This window comes from Paucibacter sp. XJ19-41 (assembly GCF_028462495.1).
Lineage (GTDB): Bacteria > Pseudomonadota > Gammaproteobacteria > Burkholderiales > Burkholderiaceae_C > Roseateles_E.
Map to the genome: position 1 here is coordinate 21,393 of NZ_JAQOWX010000012.1, position 15,342 is coordinate 36,734.

13 protein-coding genes are annotated in these 15,342 nt (G+C 69.4%); 8 read left to right on the forward strand and 5 right to left on the reverse strand.

From position 1 onward, the window contains the following. Positions 1-164: 164 nt before the first annotated feature. Positions 165-1,328 carry a hypothetical protein gene (locus PO768_RS04880; RefSeq protein ID WP_272645146.1) on the forward strand — a complete coding sequence of 388 codons (1,164 nt, stop codon included), beginning with the start codon at positions 165-167 and terminating at the stop codon, positions 1,326-1,328. Here PO768_RS04880 and PO768_RS04885 read toward each other — a convergent pair. Further along, positions 1,322-1,993, reverse strand: a complete 672-nt coding sequence (locus PO768_RS04885) for a dienelactone hydrolase family protein (RefSeq protein ID WP_272645147.1) — start codon at positions 1,991-1,993, stop codon at positions 1,322-1,324. The genes PO768_RS04880 and PO768_RS04885 overlap by 7 nt on opposite strands. A 295-nt stretch (positions 1,994-2,288) precedes the next feature. Between PO768_RS04885 and PO768_RS04890 the strand changes: the two genes are divergently transcribed. Both PO768_RS04890 and PO768_RS04895 read left to right on the forward strand, forming a co-directional pair. Further along, positions 2,289-3,767 carry a hypothetical protein gene (locus PO768_RS04890; protein WP_272645148.1) on the forward strand — a complete coding sequence of 493 codons (1,479 nt, stop codon included), beginning with the start codon at positions 2,289-2,291 and terminating at the stop codon, positions 3,765-3,767. A 31-nt stretch (positions 3,768-3,798) separates the two neighbouring features. Next, a complete protein-coding gene (locus PO768_RS04895; protein ID WP_272645149.1) occupies positions 3,799-4,767 on the forward strand; it encodes a hypothetical protein in 969 nt (322 codons plus the stop codon). A gap of 3 nt (positions 4,768-4,770) precedes the next feature. Here the strand turns inward: PO768_RS04895 and PO768_RS04900 are convergent, their stop codons facing one another. Both PO768_RS04900 and PO768_RS04905 read right to left on the reverse strand, forming a co-directional pair. Next, positions 4,771-6,141, reverse strand: a complete 1,371-nt coding sequence (locus PO768_RS04900) for an ATP-binding protein (protein WP_272645150.1) — start codon at positions 6,139-6,141, stop codon at positions 4,771-4,773. Next, positions 6,138-6,815 (reverse strand): response regulator transcription factor, encoded by a 678-nt coding sequence (locus PO768_RS04905; RefSeq protein WP_137941364.1) that lies wholly within the window; start codon positions 6,813-6,815, stop codon positions 6,138-6,140. Before PO768_RS04905 ends, PO768_RS04900 begins: the two co-directional genes overlap by 4 nt. A gap of 194 nt (positions 6,816-7,009) precedes the next feature. Between PO768_RS04905 and PO768_RS04910 the strand changes: the two genes are divergently transcribed. Both PO768_RS04910 and PO768_RS04915 read left to right on the forward strand, forming a co-directional pair. Beyond that, on the forward strand, positions 7,010-7,777 hold the full coding sequence (locus PO768_RS04910; protein WP_272645151.1) for a MipA/OmpV family protein: 768 nt from the start codon (positions 7,010-7,012) through the stop codon (positions 7,775-7,777). Between the two features lie 28 nt (positions 7,778-7,805). Next, positions 7,806-8,492 (forward strand): haloacid dehalogenase type II, encoded by a 687-nt coding sequence (locus tag PO768_RS04915; protein ID WP_272645152.1) that lies wholly within the window; start codon positions 7,806-7,808, stop codon positions 8,490-8,492. On the opposite strand, the gene PO768_RS04920 is transcribed toward PO768_RS04915, so the two are convergent. Beyond that, positions 8,493-9,710, reverse strand: coding sequence for a 6-phosphofructokinase (locus PO768_RS04920; RefSeq protein ID WP_272645153.1), 1,218 nt, complete (start codon positions 9,708-9,710; stop codon positions 8,493-8,495). A 193-nt stretch (positions 9,711-9,903) separates the two neighbouring features. Between PO768_RS04920 and PO768_RS04925 the strand changes: the two genes are divergently transcribed. From PO768_RS04925 to PO768_RS04935, 3 genes are all read left to right on the forward strand, one after another. Next, a complete protein-coding gene (locus PO768_RS04925; protein WP_272645154.1) occupies positions 9,904-11,448 on the forward strand; it encodes a methyl-accepting chemotaxis protein in 1,545 nt (514 codons plus the stop codon). A gap of 102 nt (positions 11,449-11,550) precedes the next feature. Beyond that, positions 11,551-12,672, forward strand: a complete 1,122-nt coding sequence (gene ald / locus PO768_RS04930; protein ID WP_272645155.1) for an alanine dehydrogenase — start codon at positions 11,551-11,553, stop codon at positions 12,670-12,672. 50 nt (positions 12,673-12,722) lie between these two features. Then, entirely contained in the window at positions 12,723-13,034 is a 312-nt protein-coding gene (locus tag PO768_RS04935) for a DUF883 family protein (RefSeq protein ID WP_137941369.1), read from the forward strand. Here the strand turns inward: PO768_RS04935 and PO768_RS04940 are convergent. Further along, complete coding sequence (locus tag PO768_RS04940) at positions 13,021-15,294, reverse strand: GGDEF/EAL domain-containing response regulator (RefSeq protein ID WP_272645156.1); 2,274 nt, start codon at positions 15,292-15,294, stop codon at positions 13,021-13,023. The two genes, PO768_RS04935 and PO768_RS04940, sit on opposite strands and share 14 nt — an antisense overlap. Positions 15,295-15,342 lie beyond the last annotated feature (48 nt).

Below are 15,342 nucleotides of genomic sequence, written 5' to 3' on the forward strand. Positions count from 1 at the left end.
AACGGCGACTGGGGTCAGGTCTTGCGTCCAGACAGGACCAGGACTGCGGGCCGGGTATTTTGTAAGCGTCGGTAATCGCGGTCGCCCCTCTCAGGCCCGCCCGCGTTGCCCGAGCACTCAGGTCGACTGAGTGACAAGCAAGAACATCAGGGAGAACTCGATCAATGAAGAGCAATAGAAAACAGACATCAGGCAAAGCCGCGCGCGCGGGGGTCTGGCCGATAGCAGCGCTGGCGCTTTTGCTGACCGCCTGTGGCGGCGGTGGCGGGGGAGGAGACACCCCAACTCCAACTCCAACTCCAACTCCAACTCCGACACCGACACCGACACCGACACCGACACCGACACCGACACCGACACCGACACCGACACCAACACCCACACCCACACCCACACCCACACCCACGCCCACGCCAACACCCACGCCAACGCCAACGCCAACGCCAACGCCAACGCCGGCCCTGGCCGTCCACTCCCCCTATATCGCCAAGCCCAATGGCTATGACATCGAGTGGCGTCTGCAGGAGGCGGATGTCGCCAAGGTCAGGTCCATGGACGACAAGGCCTACGCGGCGGCGCCGGCCGGCAATGCGCATGGCTGGACCCATCAGGCCAAGCTGCTGGGCTCGGGGCTGTACCGCATCGAGATCAGCCAGGGCCACTTCTATCGCTTCTCCAGCAGCAATGAGTGGTCTGGCAATCTGACGGTCTATGACGCGGCGGGCTACCAGCTCTATGCCGGCCTGGGCGAGCTGGACCGGGTGCATCCGCTTGACGATCCGCTGGCCTACGAGCTGCTGGCCTTGCGCGACGGTGCGGTGTTCGTGAAGGTGGAGGCCAGCGGCGGCGCGATCTCAAGCCTGGTGGACCTGCTGATCGAAACCACCGGCGCCAGCGTCGGCGGCGATGCGCCCCGGCAGATCGACCTGGCCACCCTGGGCCAGGGGGCCGACGCGGCGCACGCCCATGCGGCTTTCTTCGGCGGCGCCGGCGCCGATCGCATCACCGGCAAGCCGCGTGCGCCCAACACCATCTTTGCCGGCAGCGGCGACGATGTGATCGAGCTCAAGACCCAGGCCAAGACGCTCTCGCGCGTCGACGGCGGGCTGGCACGCGACACCTTGATCGTCGGCTTCCCCAGCACCGCCGCTCAGCTCGGCCGCCTCAATGCCTACGGCCCCTACCGTCATCTGGCGCCGAACGGCAGCCTGCCCGATGCCCATGCACTGAGCGGCAGCCCCGACGGTGCCGTCATCATCGTGCGCAGCATCGAGCGGGTGCAGTTCAGCGACAAGACGCTGGAGTTCAAGGACCTGCCAGGTTACTGAGCCAGGGTCCGGCCCAGGAAATCCAGTGTCCGCTGCCAGGCCAGCTGCGCGCTGGCCGCATCGAACACCTCGGGCCGCGTGTCGTTGAAGAAGGCATGGTCGGCCGGGTAGCGGTGGATCTCGGCCGGCACCTTCAGTGCGGCGACCAGGCCGTCCACCGTGGCCGGCGTGCACCAGTCGTCGCGCTCGGCGAAATGGCCTTGCAGCGGGATGGCGATCTTGGCCGGGTCGGCGAACCCGGCCGGCGGGATGCCGTAGAAGCAGCACGCGGCGGCCAGGCCCGGCAGATGCACGGCGGCCGCGATGGTCAGCGCACCGCCCATGCAGAAGCCCACGACGCCCACTTTTGCGCCGACCTTGGGGCAGCGCGCCCGCAAATAGCCGAGCGCGCCGGCCAGGTCCTGGTGAGTAGCGTCGCCGAAGTCCAGCCCCGTCATCAGGTGATTGGCTTCGTCGGCGCTGCTGGCAATGCGGCCGCGATACAGATCGGGCGCCAGCGTCGTGAACCCGGCGGCGGCAAAGCGCTCGGCCAGCTCACGGATATGCGGGTTCAGCCCCCACCATTCCTGGATCAGTATCAGCCCGGGCCGGCCCGTGCCGGCCTCGGCCAGCCAGGCGCTGCTCGTGCCGCCGTCGGGGCGCTGGAAGTCGATCATCTGTGCCATGCTTGCATCTCCTTGTCCGTTTGGAACGGCCGTGGTTCGCCATGGTGGTCGCAGGCCACCAGATACGTCAAGACCTGGCACTTGCTGCTTCGGTGAGGCTCGCTGCCCCGTCCGGACACCGTCCGCGGACATCGGGAGTGGCTGGCGGCCTTGCTCCAAGTCCTTGATCGACAACTGTCTTCTTCGGCGCCTTTGCTGGCAAAGGGTTTGCGTTTCTGCAGCGATCAAAAGTAGAAATTCACGTCGGCTTCACGCCGCTGCGGCGATGCTGACAGACGAGGGAGATGGAGAAGCAATGACAAGGAATGATCGTGCGGCCGCGAGGGCTTTGCTGTGTCTGGCCATCGGCACGCTGGTGGGCTGCGGCGGTGGCGGTGGCTCGGACCCTGCGCCGCCCCCACCGCCGCCCGACGTCAAGCCGCTGGCCGGCCGGGTGATCGACGGCTATGTGCGCGGCGCCACCGTCTGGCTGGATCTCAACGGCAACCGCGTCCGCGATGCCGGCGAGCCCAGCGCCGTATCGCAGCAGGCCGGCGCCTACCAGCTGGAGCTCGGGGCCGCCGACCGCGCCTGCCTGCCCTACGCGACGCTCTATGTCGATGTGCCGGTGGGCGCCGTCGATGAGGACAGCGGCCCGGTCAGCGCCGCCTACCAGATGGCCGTGGCACCGCGCCTGCAGGCGCTCAGCGCGGATCAGCTGATGAATATCTCGCCGCTGACGACGGCGATCTGGTCCCAGGTCGAGGGCCGGCTCTCGAGCACCCAGCCCGGGCTGAGCAGCTGCCAGACCCTGCAGCAGAACCAGGCCCTGCGCGAGGGCCTGAGCCAGGAGATCCGCCGCGTGATGCAGGAGCTGGTGCAGCGCCACAACCTGTCGGAGCAACGCATCCATGCCGACTTCATCCAGACCCAGGACCGCGCCGCCTACCTGATCGCCCAGGACATCGTGAAGGGCCTCAAGGCTGGTTTCGCCCATCGCCAGACGCTGAAGGCCCGCCACCCGGATGCCAGCTTCCTGCGCGCCGAGGTCTGGCACGGCCAGGCCGGGCACCACAACACCGAAGGCTGGCTGCGCAGCAGCCAGGTCTGGTTGCCAGGCGACCGCTACCAGGAGGAACTGGTGGGCCTGAGCGAAGACCTGAGCCAGGTCCGCACCGTCTACCACCTGCGCGAGGAAAGCAGCATGGCCTGGGGCCAGGGGCGCTACACGCTGCGCCAGGGCGGCGCCCAGCACTGGGACACTGGCAAGGCTGCTGCCTACTGCAGTTTCGAGGAGATCGTGACGGTGAAGACAAGCCAGGGCGTCGAGTACAGCCTGGCGAACACCGCCGCGAGCGTCGAGGCGGCGGCGCCCGCCGAATGCCTCGGCCGCGCGCCCAGCGGGCTGGACGCGCCGCTGGCGCGCAGCTACCGGGTCGCCTTCCTCGACGGCCAGATCGGCCGCATCAGCCACGATGCCCGGTTCTCGCTGAGCCCCGAGGCCGCCCGCAGCGGGCCGCTGGCCGGCTGGCTGAACCTGAAGGACAAGGCCGCCACGCTGGACCTGGTGCAGCTGGTCGAGCATCTGGCGCCGCTGGACTACCGCATCGAGGCGCCGGTGGTGGGCGAGGAGCGCTTCCTCTACTGGCACAAGCGCAAGACCGATGACAGCACGGCGCTGCGCGTGCAGACCGACCGCTATGTCGGCGAGTGGACCCGCGAAAGCACCCGGGCCGACCAGACGCGGCTGAAGGAGTGCAGCCGGGACGGCGTGAGCTGGGCGCCCTGCAGCTGATGCAAAAACGTGGGCCGTATTGGGGGATGTGATGCTCGGCTTTCTCGCGCTGCCGCTATCTCTCTTGCTGCTGCTCTTGCTGGGCCTGGCCTGGCTGCTCTGGAAGCGGCGCTATCGCGGCCTGCCGGAGGGACTGGGCCTGGCGCTGGCGGTGGGGGTCTGCGGCGTCTGGGCGGTGTTCCAGTCGCAGTCGTCCACCGGCGCCTTGGGTCTGCTGCCCCTGCCTTTTTATGCGCTGGCCGCGGGTGTGCTGGGCTGGGCGGGCACGAACGCGCGCCACAGCCCGCGCCGCTGGCGTGCGGGCCTGGGCTGGCTGGCCCTGCTGGCGGCCTTGGCCGGGCCGGTGCTCCTGCTGGCCCAGGGGTTCCAGACGCGGGCACTGAACCAGCAGCGCGCGGCCCTTAACGCCGCGCATCGCGCCGAGATCGAGCGCAACAGGGCCGCCATCAAGGCCCTGCTGTCACAGCATCCGGGAGAGGAGGGCGCCCAGATCGAGGCCTTGACCCTGCGCCATGCGCAGGACAGGGCCTGGCTGCTGCCGCTGCTGGAGCAACCCCAAGTCCTTGCCGAGACGCTGGACCGCCTGGCGGACTCGGCGGACTTCGGGATCGTTTTGAGCGTGGCGCGCCATCCCCGCACCCGACCGGACACCCTGGCCCGCATCTACCGCCGGCCCGCCAATCCGGACTACTTCTTCAGCGATCTGGCCCGTCATTCCAACACCCCGCCCGAGCTGCTGATCGAGCTCTACCGGCGGCCGCGCAGCATCATGAATCTGGATCGCCAGTTCGCCGCCAACCCGGCTCTGCCGGCCGAGCTGCGGCGCGAGCTGCTGGCACAGACCCGCGATGTCCATGTGGTCCAGGGTCTGCTGGGCCTGCCCACGCTCGATTGCGATTTTCTGCCGGCGCGGCGCCAGGCCCGGGCGCGCAGCGACCGGCCCGAGGACAGCGACAGCCTGGCGCGGTTGGATGAGTTGCAGCGCGGGCGCTGTGCCTGAAGCTCAGGCCGCCGGGTAGCTGATCCTCAGCCCCAGTCCGCGCCCGTCCAGCCCATCGACAAAATCCAGCGTCGCGCCCTCGCGTTCGGCGATGCGCTTGACGATGGCCAGGCCCAGGCCGGTGCCTTGCTCGGTGCTGCCGGGCACGCGGTAGAAGCGTTCGAACACCCGCTCGCGCTGGGTCGGCTCCAGGCCGGGTCCGTTGTCGCGTACCGTCAGCGCGATGCCAGCGGCCAGTTTGTCAAGGTGCACCTCGACCCGCGCGCCACCCGCGCTGTAGCGGATCGCGTTGTCCACCAGGTTGTCGACCACCGAGCAGAAGCCGCTGCGCTCCAGCAGCGCCTCGTGATGATCGGGTGCCAGCAGCTCCAGCTGGGTGCCGCGCTGGCGCGCCAGCGGGGCCAGCAGCGCGATGCGCTCGCGCAGCAGCGCGGCCGCGTCCAGGCGCTCGGGCTTGAGCGTCTGCACCGTGGTCTCGGCGCGCGCCAGGGTCAGCAGCTGGGCCAGCAGATGCGAGACCCGCGCGATGCCGGCGCGCAGCGCGCCGGCCGCCTCGGCGCGGGCCTGTGGCTCCTGCTCGCTGAGCAGCAGATGGGCTTGCGCGTTGGCGGCGGCCAGCGGCGTGCGCAGCTCGTGCGCCGCATCGGCCAGAAAGCGCCGCTCCGCCTCCAGGCGCTGGCCTTCGCGCAGCAGCAGGCCGTTGAGCGCGCTGACCAGCGGGGCGGTCTCGGTGTAGAGCTTGTCCACCTGCACCGGCGCCAGATCGCCGGCGCCGCGCTTCGCGATGCGCTGGGCCAGCAGGGCCAGGGGGCGCAGGCCGGCGCGCACGCTGAACCAGATCACCAGGCCGTGCCAGAGGAAGACGCCGAGCTGGGACTGCAGGACCAGCCAGAGCACCGGCAGCACCGCGCCGAGGTCGGCTTCGCGAGGCTCGGCGATCAGCAGCACGCGCCCCTGGCCCGGGTCCGCGCGCTGCACCAGCCAGCGCGCGGCCTCGCCCGCCGCAGGTTCCGCGTCCAGCCGGGTGGCCGGGGCGTTGGCGCTGCGATAGAGCAGCCGGCCCTGAGCGTCCCAGACCTGGTAGGCCGGATGCAGGCCCGCGCCCACGTCATCGCCCAGACCCAGCAGGGCCAGCACCGCGTCGTCGGTGGCCTTCAGGCGCTGCGCCAGCTCGGCCTCGGGGCTGGCCGCGGCGGACACGAGCACCGTGGCCATCTGCTGCAGCCGCGCCTCCACCTCGGTCTCGCCCCAGGCCACGCCGCGCCAGGTCAGCAGCCCGGCCAGCACCAGCCAGGCCACAAAAAGGGCAAACGCCTGCCAGGCGATCAGGCGACCGCTCAGCGAGGCCGGCGCCCAGCGTGCCGCCGGGTTCACGAGGAGGCGGCGCAGGCCGGCGCCTCCAGCACATAGCCGACGCCGCGCACCGTGGCGATCCAGTCATTGCCCAGCTTCTTGCGCAGCTTGTAGACATGGACATCGATGGCATTGCTGTCCAGCAGCTCGCCGCCACCGAGGCCGCGCTCGATCTGCTCGCGCGTCAGCACCCGGCCGGGCTCGGCCGCCAGGGTCAGCAGGATGTCGTACTCGCGCGCCGACAGGGCCACCTCGACCTCGGCCAGCAGCACGCGCCGGCGCGCGGTGTCTATCACCAGCTCGCCGAGCTGCCAGGTGTTGCTGGACTGGCCGCTGTGACGGCGCAGCAGCGCACGCACCCGCGACAGCAACTCCTCCATCGCGAAGGGCTTGCCCAGATAGTCGTCGGCGCCGGCGTCCAGCCCCTCGACCCGCTCCTCGACGCTGTCGCGCGCGGTGATCAGCATCACCGGCGTGGCCCGGCCCAGCGCGCGCCACCAGGCCAGCAGCGCCAGCCCGCTCTCGTCGGGCAGGCCGATGTCCAGCAGCAGCAGATCGAAGGGCAGCTCGGCGAGAAAGCGCCGCGCGTCGCCGGCGCTGCGCAGCCACACGACCCGGTGGCCGGCCATGCTCAGCACGCGTTGCAGTGAATGCCCCAGAGGCAGGTCGTCCTCGATCAGAAGAATGCTGGACATGGTGGGTCTGCCCCCTCCTTGGTGGGCCGCGCCGGCAACGGCAGCGGATTCTAGAAGCGCCGCCCGCGCATCGCCGTGGCGGCGTCACCGCAGGCCTTCATCAAGGCTTCATGCGGGGCCGCGGCGCTTCATCGCCGCTTCATTGCCGGCTTTGCACACTGACCGGTGTCATCAACTGCGAGACCGAAACCCTCATGAGAGTTAGCCTTGTTCTGCCCCTGGTCCTGCTGGCCGCCTGCGGCCCGGCCACCGCTGCCGACAGCGACTGGCGCTTGCGCGGCGGCGTCGCTGCGCTGGCCCAGCCCAAATACGTCGGCGCCGACAAGCAGCGCCTGCTGGCCGCGCCGTTGATCGAGGCGCGCTGGCGCAAGCAGGTCTTCCTCGGCAGCCTGCGCGGCCTCGGCTACGAGGCCGCGCTGGGCGAGGGCGCCAGCGTCAGCGCCGCGCTGGCCGTCGACACCCATCAACGCCGCCGCAAGGACGGCCTGCGCGTACAGGCGCTCGACGAGATCAAGCTGGCGCCGGCGCTGCGCCTGGGTGCCGAGCTGGCGCTGGGGCCGGTGTTCGTCAATGCGGTCAGCAGCACGCGACTGGGCAAGGACAGCAAGCCCGGCGGGCGCGGCAGCAGCGTGGAGCTCGAAGCCGGCTACGGCCTGCTGCCCGCTCCCGGCCTGGCGCTGGCCTTCGGCGTCTCGGCCAAGCTGATGGATGCCAAGCTGGGCCAGGCCCTGCTGGGCATCAACAGCGCCCAGGCCGCTGCCTCGGGGCTGCGGCCGCACCAGGTCGGCGCCGGCCTGCACAGCCTGGGGGTGTTCGGCCAGGCCAGCTACCAGCTGGGCGCCGACTGGCAGCTGTTCGCCAAGCTGGGTGTCGCCAGCCTGCGCGGCGATGCGGCCGGCAGCCCGCTGGTGCAGCGGAAGAACCAGCCGACCTTGGCCATCGCAGCCAGCCGCAGCTTCTGAGGCGAGGCCGGGCCATGCACAATGGCCCATGCCCAAAGTCCTGCTCTTCGATGTCTTCGGCACCCTGGTCGACTGGCGCGGCTCGATCGCGGCCGAGCTGCTGCCGCTGCTGGGCCGCGCGCGTGCCGAGGCCTTTGCCGAGGCCTGGCGGGCCCAGTACCAGCCGGCGATGGAGGAGGTCAGAGCCGGCCTCCTGCCCTTCTGCAAGCTCGATGTGCTGCATCGGCGCAATCTGGACATCGTGCTGAAGGACTTCGGCCTCGACCATCTGGACGAGGCGGCGCGGCGCGAGCTGAACCTGGCCTGGCACCGGCTGGCGGCCTGGCCCGATGTCGGCGCCGCGCTGCAGCGGCTGCGTCGGCGCTTTCGCCTCGCGCCCTGCTCGAACGGCAATATCTCGCTGATGGCCGATCTCGCCCGCCTGAACGGCTGGCATTGGGACGCGATCACTGGCGCCGAGCTGGCGCGCGACTACAAGCCCAAGGCCATCGTCTATCTGACGGCCGCGCTGGCCTTCGACGCCGCGCCCGAGGACGTGCTGATGGTGGCCGCCCACAGCTCGGACCTGGCCGCCGCCCGGGCTGCGGGCCTGGCCACGGCCTTCATCGCGCGGCCCGATGAGCAGGGGCCGGGGCGCGGCGAGAGCCGGGCCGTCGGGCCGGTCGACTATGAGGCGCAGAGCCTGACCGAACTGGCCGACATGCTGGGCTGCTGATCAGCCCGGGTTGAGCACCTTGGCGACCGGATTGGGCCGCAGCCGGAATGCATCGGGCATGCCCGAGCCCAGCAGCGGGCGCAGATAGAGGCGGAAGGCATCGGTGACGTCGGTGCCTTCGGCACTGATGAACTCGTCCTCCATCACCCGGGTCTTGCCGGCCACGGCGGCCAGCGGCAGCAGCTCGTAGTCGACCGAGTAGAAGCCGGTGCGCTTGATCGCGACCGAACCGTCGCGGTCGCCGTGGAAGGCGAACTGCACCGCCTTCTCGCCGACCTCGCGGGCCTCGCGCTGGTCGACGTCAGACACGCAGCCGATGAAGCTGCGCTGCAGATAGCCGAAGGTGTCGCCGCGCACGCGCTTGATGCCCAGCTTGCTCTTGATCTCTTCGCACAGCAGATCGGCCAGCGCGCCGGTGCCGGAGAGCTGCACATTGCCATGGTCGTCGCGCTCCAGGTCGCGGGCCAGCTGGGCCAGCATCGGGGCGCCGGCGGCGTCGTGAATGCCCTCCGAGACCGCCACCACGCAGCGGCCATGGCGCTCGTACATCGCTTTCACGTCGGCCAGGAAGCGATCGGTCTCGAACACCCGCTCGGGCAGGTAGATCAGATGCGGGCCGTCGTCGGCGAACTTCTTGCCCAGCGCCGAGGCGGCCGTCAGGAAGCCGGCATGACGACCCATCACCACGCCCAGATAGACGCCCGGCAGCGCGGCATTGTCCAGATTCGCGCCGGCGAAAGCCTGGGCCACGAAGCGCGCGGCCGAGGGAAAGCCGGGCGTGTGGTCATTGCCGACCAGGTCGTTGTCTATGGTCTTGGGGATGTGGATGCAGCGCAGCGGATAGCCGGCGGCGGCGGCCTCCTCGGCGACGATGCGCACCGTGTCCGAGGAGTCGTTGCCGCCGATATAGAAGAAGTGGCTGATGCCGTGGGCCTGCAGCACCTTGAAGATCTTGTGGCAGTAGGCGGCGTCGGGCTTGTCGCGGGTCGAGCCCAGCGCCGACGAGGGCGTGCTCGCGACCAGCTCCAGGTTGTGGCTGGTCTCCTGCGTCAGGTCGACAAAGTCCTCGCTGACGATGCCGCGCACGCCGTGCTGCGCGCCGTAGACCAGGTCCACCGCGCGGCTGCGCCGCGCCTCCAGCACCACGCCCACCATCGACTGGTTGATCACCGCCGTCGGGCCGCCGCCCTGGGCGACGAGGATTTTGCAGGCTGACATCCATCACTCCCTGACTGGTTTGCAGTGGCGCCGATTGTGGCCCAAAGCCTGGCTGCGGTGCGCTCAGCGAGCACTTTGGGCGCTGTGCGTAGCGGGGCGCCGTATGAAGGGTAACACGGGGTTTTTTCATGCGAGCCGGGAGCCCGCAAGCGTCGCCTACTGGCTGCAGGAACCCCAACTCAGAGAGACACTGATGAACTTAGACCAGATGAAGATATCGACCCGACTGGGTTTCGGATTTGGCGCGATGGCCGCGCTGATCCTGCTGCTGGGCCTGCTGGCCTGGGCCAAGCTGGACGCGATGGACAGCCACTTCAAGCTGGCGATGGAAGACCGCTATCCCAAGGTCAAGGCCTTCAACTCGATCAAGGCCACCAACAGCCAGGTGGCGCTGTCGCTGCGCAATCTGGCCATCATGACCGAGCCGTCCGATATCGAGGCCGAGTTCGCGCTGATCGACGCGGCCTCCAAGTCGACCGGTGCCACCATCGACGCAATGACCAAGATCTTGACGACGCCGGGCGGCAAGGCCGGCATCGCCAAGCTCAACGAGGCCCGTGCCGCCTACCGGGTCGAGCGCGAAAAGGTCACCAAGGCCTTGCGGGCCGGCGATGTCGAAACCGCCAAGGCCGTGCTGCTGAAGGACATGAAGCCCAAGCAGCAGGCCTATATGGCGGCCGCCGATGAGCTGATCACGCTGGGCAACAAGCTGATGGACCTGTCCAGCCAGCAGGCCGAGCCGGAGGCGCGCAGCGCCAAGCTGCACATGGGGCTGTTGATCGGCGCGGCGCTGGGCCTGGCGCTAGGCCTGCGCTGGGGGCTGATCCGCTCGATCACCACGCCGCTCAACGAGGCAGTGCGGGTGGCCAGCGGCGTGGCCGCCGGTGATCTGTCGCTGCCGATCTCGGCCGGCGGCAGCAACGAGACCGGCCGCCTGCTGAACGCGCTGCGCGAGATGCAGGCCCGCCTGTCGGCCATTGTGCGCGAGGTGCGCGATGGCGCCGAGAGCGTCGCCACCGCCTCGGCCCAGATCTCCTCGGGCAACCACGATCTGTCGGCCCGCACCGAGCAGCAGGCCTCGGCACTCGAAGAAACCGCCGCCTCGATGGAGCAGCTGGGCAGCACCGTCAAGGGCAATGCCGACAATGCCCAGCAGGCCAATCAGCTGGCGCTGGCCGCGTCCCAGGTGGCGGGCCAGGGCGGCGAGGCGGTCAGCCAGGTGGTGGGCACGATGCGCGAGATCAGCGCCAGCTCGAAGAAGATCGCCGACATCATCGGCGTGATCGACGGCATCGCCTTCCAGACTAATATCCTGGCCTTGAATGCGGCCGTCGAGGCGGCCCGTGCCGGCGAGCAGGGCCGCGGCTTTGCTGTGGTCGCCAGCGAGGTGCGCTCGCTGGCCGGGCGCTCGGCAGAGGCGGCCAAGGAGATCAAGTCGCTGATCGTCGCCAGTGTCGAGCGGGTCGAGCTGGGCAGCAGCCAGGTGGACCGCGCCGGCAGCACCATCGAGGAGGTGGTGGCCTCGATACGCCGCGTCACGGACATCATGGGCGAGATCAGCGCCGCCAGCAGCGAGCAGAGCTCGGGCGTGGCCCAGGTCGGCGAGGCCGTCACCCAGATGGACCGCGCCACTCAGGAGAATGCCGCCCTGGTCGAGGAATCGGCCGCTGCGGCCGAGAGCCTGAAGCAGCAGGCCCAGCAGCTGGTGCAGGCGGTCGCGGTGTTCCGGCTGCGTTGAGATAAGCCGAGCTAATGCCTGTGAAGCGGCGCGAATGCCGCTTCACAGCAGGGCCGCTCGGTCGTACAAGACGGGCTCCCAACACAAGATCCGGAGACCCTCATGCGCATCGGCTGTCCCAGGGAAATCAAGAACCATGAGTACCGCGTCGGCCTGACACCGGCCAGCGTGCGCGAGCTCAGCGCACGCGGCCACCAGGTGCTGGTACAGGCCGGCGCCGGCGCGGCGATCGGGCTGAGCGACGCGCAGTATCTGGCCGCCGGCGCGCGGCTGGCGCCGGACGCGGCCGAGGTGTTCGCCTGGGCCGAGATGATTGTCAAGGTCAAGGAGCCGCAGCCGCAGGAATGCGCGCTGCTGCGCGAGGGCCAGATCCTCTACACCTATCTGCATCTGGCACCCGATCCCGAGCAGGCGACGGTGCTGCAGCGCTCCGGCGCGGTCTGCATCGCCTACGAGACCATCACCGGGCCCGGCGGCGGCCTGCCGCTGCTGGCGCCGATGAGCGAGGTGGCGGGGCGCATGGCCATCCAGGCCGGCGCCGCGCATCTGGAGAAGAGCAAGGGCGGCATGGGCGTGCTGCTGGGCGGGGTGCCGGGTGTTGCCCCCGGCCATGTGGTCATCATCGGCGCCGGCGTGGTCGGCAGCCACGCGCTGCAGATGGCGGTGGGCCTGGGCGCGCGCGTCACGGTGCTGGATCGCAATGTCGACGCGCTGCGCCGGCTCGACCTGGTCTATGGCAACCGCATCACCACCCTGTTCTCCAGCGCGCAAGCCCTGGAGGACGCGGTGCTGGCGGCCGATCTGGTGATCGGCGGGGTGCTGATCCCGGGCGCGGCCGCGCCCAAGCTGGTGACGCGGGCCATGGTGGCGCAGATGCGCCAGGGCGCGGTGCTGGTGGATGTGGCGATCGACCAGGGCGGCTGCTTCGAGACCTCGCATGCCACCACCCATGCCGATCCGACCTTTGTGGTCGACGGCGTGGTGCACTACTGTGTCGCCAATATGCCCGGCGCGGTGGCCCGAACCTCGACGCTGGCGCTGAACAACGCCACCATCGCCCACGCGCTCGCGCTGGCCGACAAGGGCTGGCGCCGCGCGATGGCGGACAACCCGCATCTGCTGGCCGGCCTGAATGTGGCGGCCGGCCAGATCACCCACGCGGCGGTTGCCGCAGCCCTGGGCCGCGAGCATGTGGCGGCCGAGCGCCTGCTGGTCGCCCAGTGAGGGAAAACGCGGTAAGGTAGCGGCAGTGTTCAACCCACCAGGAGAGGTTCATGATCGAAACCCAGCAAAGCCAGAAAGACCGTCTGATGAGCGATCTGCATGCCGTCGTGGCCGAGGCCGAGAGTCTGCTGCGGGCCACGGCCGGCCAGGCCGGCGAGGGTGCCAGCGAGATGCGTGCCAAGGTTCAGGCCAGCCTGGACCGCGCCAAGCGCAATCTGCATGATTTGCAGGACGCTGCGGTCGAGAAGGCGCGCGCCGCCGGCCGCGCCACCGATGCCTATGTGCACGACAACCCCTGGCAGGCCATGGGCGTGGCCGCCGGCGTGGGCCTCTTGCTGGGCCTGCTGATCAGCCGGCGCTGATTTGCAAGGGCAGGCCCGGCGCCCGGGTCTGCTGCATCCAGGACTCCAGCTGCTCGGCCGGCATCGGCCGGGCGAACAGCCAGCCCTGACCCTCGTGGCAGCCCAGCGCCAGCAGTTGCTGGCGCTGCTGCTCGGTCTCCACGCCCTCGGCGATCACGGTCAACCCGAGGCCGCGGCCCAGGTTGATGACCATCTGCGCGATCGTCAGGCCGGCGCTGGAGTTCTGCGCTTCGCGCACGAAGGCGCGGTCGATCTTGAGCCGCTCGACATCGAGCTGGCGCAGATGGCTGAGGCTGGAGAAGCCGGTGCCGAAGTCGTCGATCGCCACAGTGGCGCCGGTGCGCTTGATATCGGCCAGCAGATGCAGCACCAGCTCGGTGTCCTCCATGGCCATCGACTCGGTGATTTCCAGCTCCAGATTCCTGGCGTTGACGCCGCTGTCCTGCAGCGCGCTGTTGAGGCTGGCGACAAAGCCGGGGTGGCGGAACTGGGCCAGCGAGATATTCACGCACATGCGGAAATCGCCATAGCCCTGGTCTTCCATGCGCTTGAGTTGATGGCAGGCGGTGCGCAGCACAAACTCGCCGATGCTGATGATCAGCCCGCTCTGCTCGGCCAGCGGGATGAACTGGTCGGGCGGCACGAACTTGCCGTCCTCGGTGCGCCAGCGCAGCAAGGCCTCGGCACCGAGCGGCAGCGCGCTGGCCAGATCGACCTGGGGCTGGTAGACGACGAACAGCCGGTTTTCCTCGAAGCCGGCGCGCAGGCCCTTGAGCAGCTTGAAGCGCTCGCGCGCATCGGTGCCCATGGCCGGTGAGAAGTATTGCGAGGCACCACGGTGCTGCTGCTTGGCACGCTTGAGCGCAATCTGCGCGTCCAGCAGCAGCTCGGAGCCCACCGAGGCGGACTCGGCCAGCCGCACCAGGCCGGTGGTGGCCGAGATCTGCAGGCGCTCGCCGGCCACGTCGAAGGGCTCGGCAAAGACCGCGCGGATGCTGTCGCTGTTGACCACCACCTCGGGCCCCATCAGGCCGAACACATCGGCAGCGACCCGGGCCATCGAGGTGTTCAGCCCCAGGGTCTCGCCCAGGCGCAGCGCCACCGACTGCAGCACCTGGTCGCCAAAGCCGTGGCCGAAGGCGTCGTTGACGTCGGAGAAATCGTCCAGATCGATCAGCGCCAAGGTGATGCCGGCCGGGTCCTTCAGGTTCTGGTCCAGCAGCTCGATGAAGCGCACCCGGTTGGGCAGGCGCAGCAGCTGGTCGCTGTAGGCGTGGTCCAGCAGCTGGCTGTAGAGCATCACGTTCTCGAAGCCGACGACGATGTTGGAGCAGAAGGCGCGCAGCAGCTGCAGCTCCATGGCGTCGAGCTCGCGGCCCACATCGACCAGGGCCGCCATCGAGCGGCCGCTGGCCAGCCCGAAGTACAGGCAGGTGCCGTTCTCGAACAGATGGCGGCGCTGCTGCAGGCAGCGCTGCAGGCGCTCGCGCACCGTGACCACCTGGACCGAGGCCAGCGGCGCGTTGATCAGGCCGCTGTACTGACCGGCCGCCGCGACGATGCGCACATCGCCGAGCTTGCCGCCCGCGTCGGTGCCGGCCTGGGCGCAGACCAGGCCCTCGGGCAGGATGCCCAGCAAGGCGCAGAGCTGGGTCACCACGCCCTCGGCGAAGCGGTGCAGGCCACGCAGCCGGCTCAGCTCGGTGCTGGCCTCGACAATCATCTCCAGGCCCTGACGGTTTGCCTCCAGCGCACAGATCTGCTTGTAGGAACGGATCGCGGCGGTCAGCACCGTGTAGAGCCGGGTGCGGGTCAGCTCGGACTTGGTCTTGTAGTCGTTGATGTCATAGGCCTGCACCGTCTCGATCTCGGGTGCATAGCCGGGCTGGCCGGTGCGCAGCACGATGCGCACCGCATGCTGGTTCAGTTCCTCGCGGATCTGGCGCACCAGCTGCAGGCCGGCATTCTCGGACTCCATCACCACATCGAGCAGCACCACCGCCAGCTCATGCTCCTGGCTCATCAAGGCGCGCGCCTGCGAGGCCGAGCTGGCGTGCAGGAAAATCAGCGGCCGGCCTTCGATCTTCAGGCCCTGCATGGCCAGCTCGGTGGCCTTGTGAACATCGGCATCGTCGTCGACGATCAGCACCCGCCAGGGACTGAGCGGCTCGTGGCCGGCCTGGTCTGCACCTTCCGGATGGTCCAGGAACTCCAGCAGATCGTCCTCTGGGGCGCTGGCTGGATGCATGTTGTCGGGCATGGGTTGGATCCTGTGCTGCCGCTCTATGGCGGCAATCTCCTAGATTAG

Bases quoted from the DNA above. Each gene is read 5' to 3' on its own strand.
- PO768_RS04920 (WP_272645153.1), bottom strand. From the start codon at position 9,710: ATGTCAGCCTGCAAAATCCTCGTCGCCCAGGGCGGCGGCCCGACGGCG.
- ald (WP_272645155.1), top strand. From the start codon at position 11,551: ATGCGCATCGGCTGTCCCAGGGAAATCAAGAACCATGAGTACCGCGTC.
- PO768_RS04935 (WP_137941369.1), top strand. From the start codon at position 12,723: ATGATCGAAACCCAGCAAAGCCAGAAAGACCGTCTGATGAGCGATCTG.
- PO768_RS04925 (WP_272645154.1), top strand. From the start codon at position 9,904: ATGAACTTAGACCAGATGAAGATATCGACCCGACTGGGTTTCGGATTT.
- PO768_RS04890 (WP_272645148.1), top strand. From the start codon at position 2,289: ATGACAAGGAATGATCGTGCGGCCGCGAGGGCTTTGCTGTGTCTGGCC.
- PO768_RS04895 (WP_272645149.1), top strand. From the start codon at position 3,799: ATGCTCGGCTTTCTCGCGCTGCCGCTATCTCTCTTGCTGCTGCTCTTG.
- PO768_RS04880 (WP_272645146.1), top strand. From the start codon at position 165: ATGAAGAGCAATAGAAAACAGACATCAGGCAAAGCCGCGCGCGCGGGG.
- PO768_RS04910 (WP_272645151.1), top strand. From the start codon at position 7,010: ATGAGAGTTAGCCTTGTTCTGCCCCTGGTCCTGCTGGCCGCCTGCGGC.
- PO768_RS04905 (WP_137941364.1), bottom strand. From the start codon at position 6,815: ATGTCCAGCATTCTTCTGATCGAGGACGACCTGCCTCTGGGGCATTCA.
- PO768_RS04940 (WP_272645156.1), bottom strand. From the start codon at position 15,294: ATGCCCGACAACATGCATCCAGCCAGCGCCCCAGAGGACGATCTGCTG.
- PO768_RS04915 (WP_272645152.1), top strand. From the start codon at position 7,806: ATGCCCAAAGTCCTGCTCTTCGATGTCTTCGGCACCCTGGTCGACTGG.
- PO768_RS04885 (WP_272645147.1), bottom strand. From the start codon at position 1,993: ATGGCACAGATGATCGACTTCCAGCGCCCCGACGGCGGCACGAGCAGC.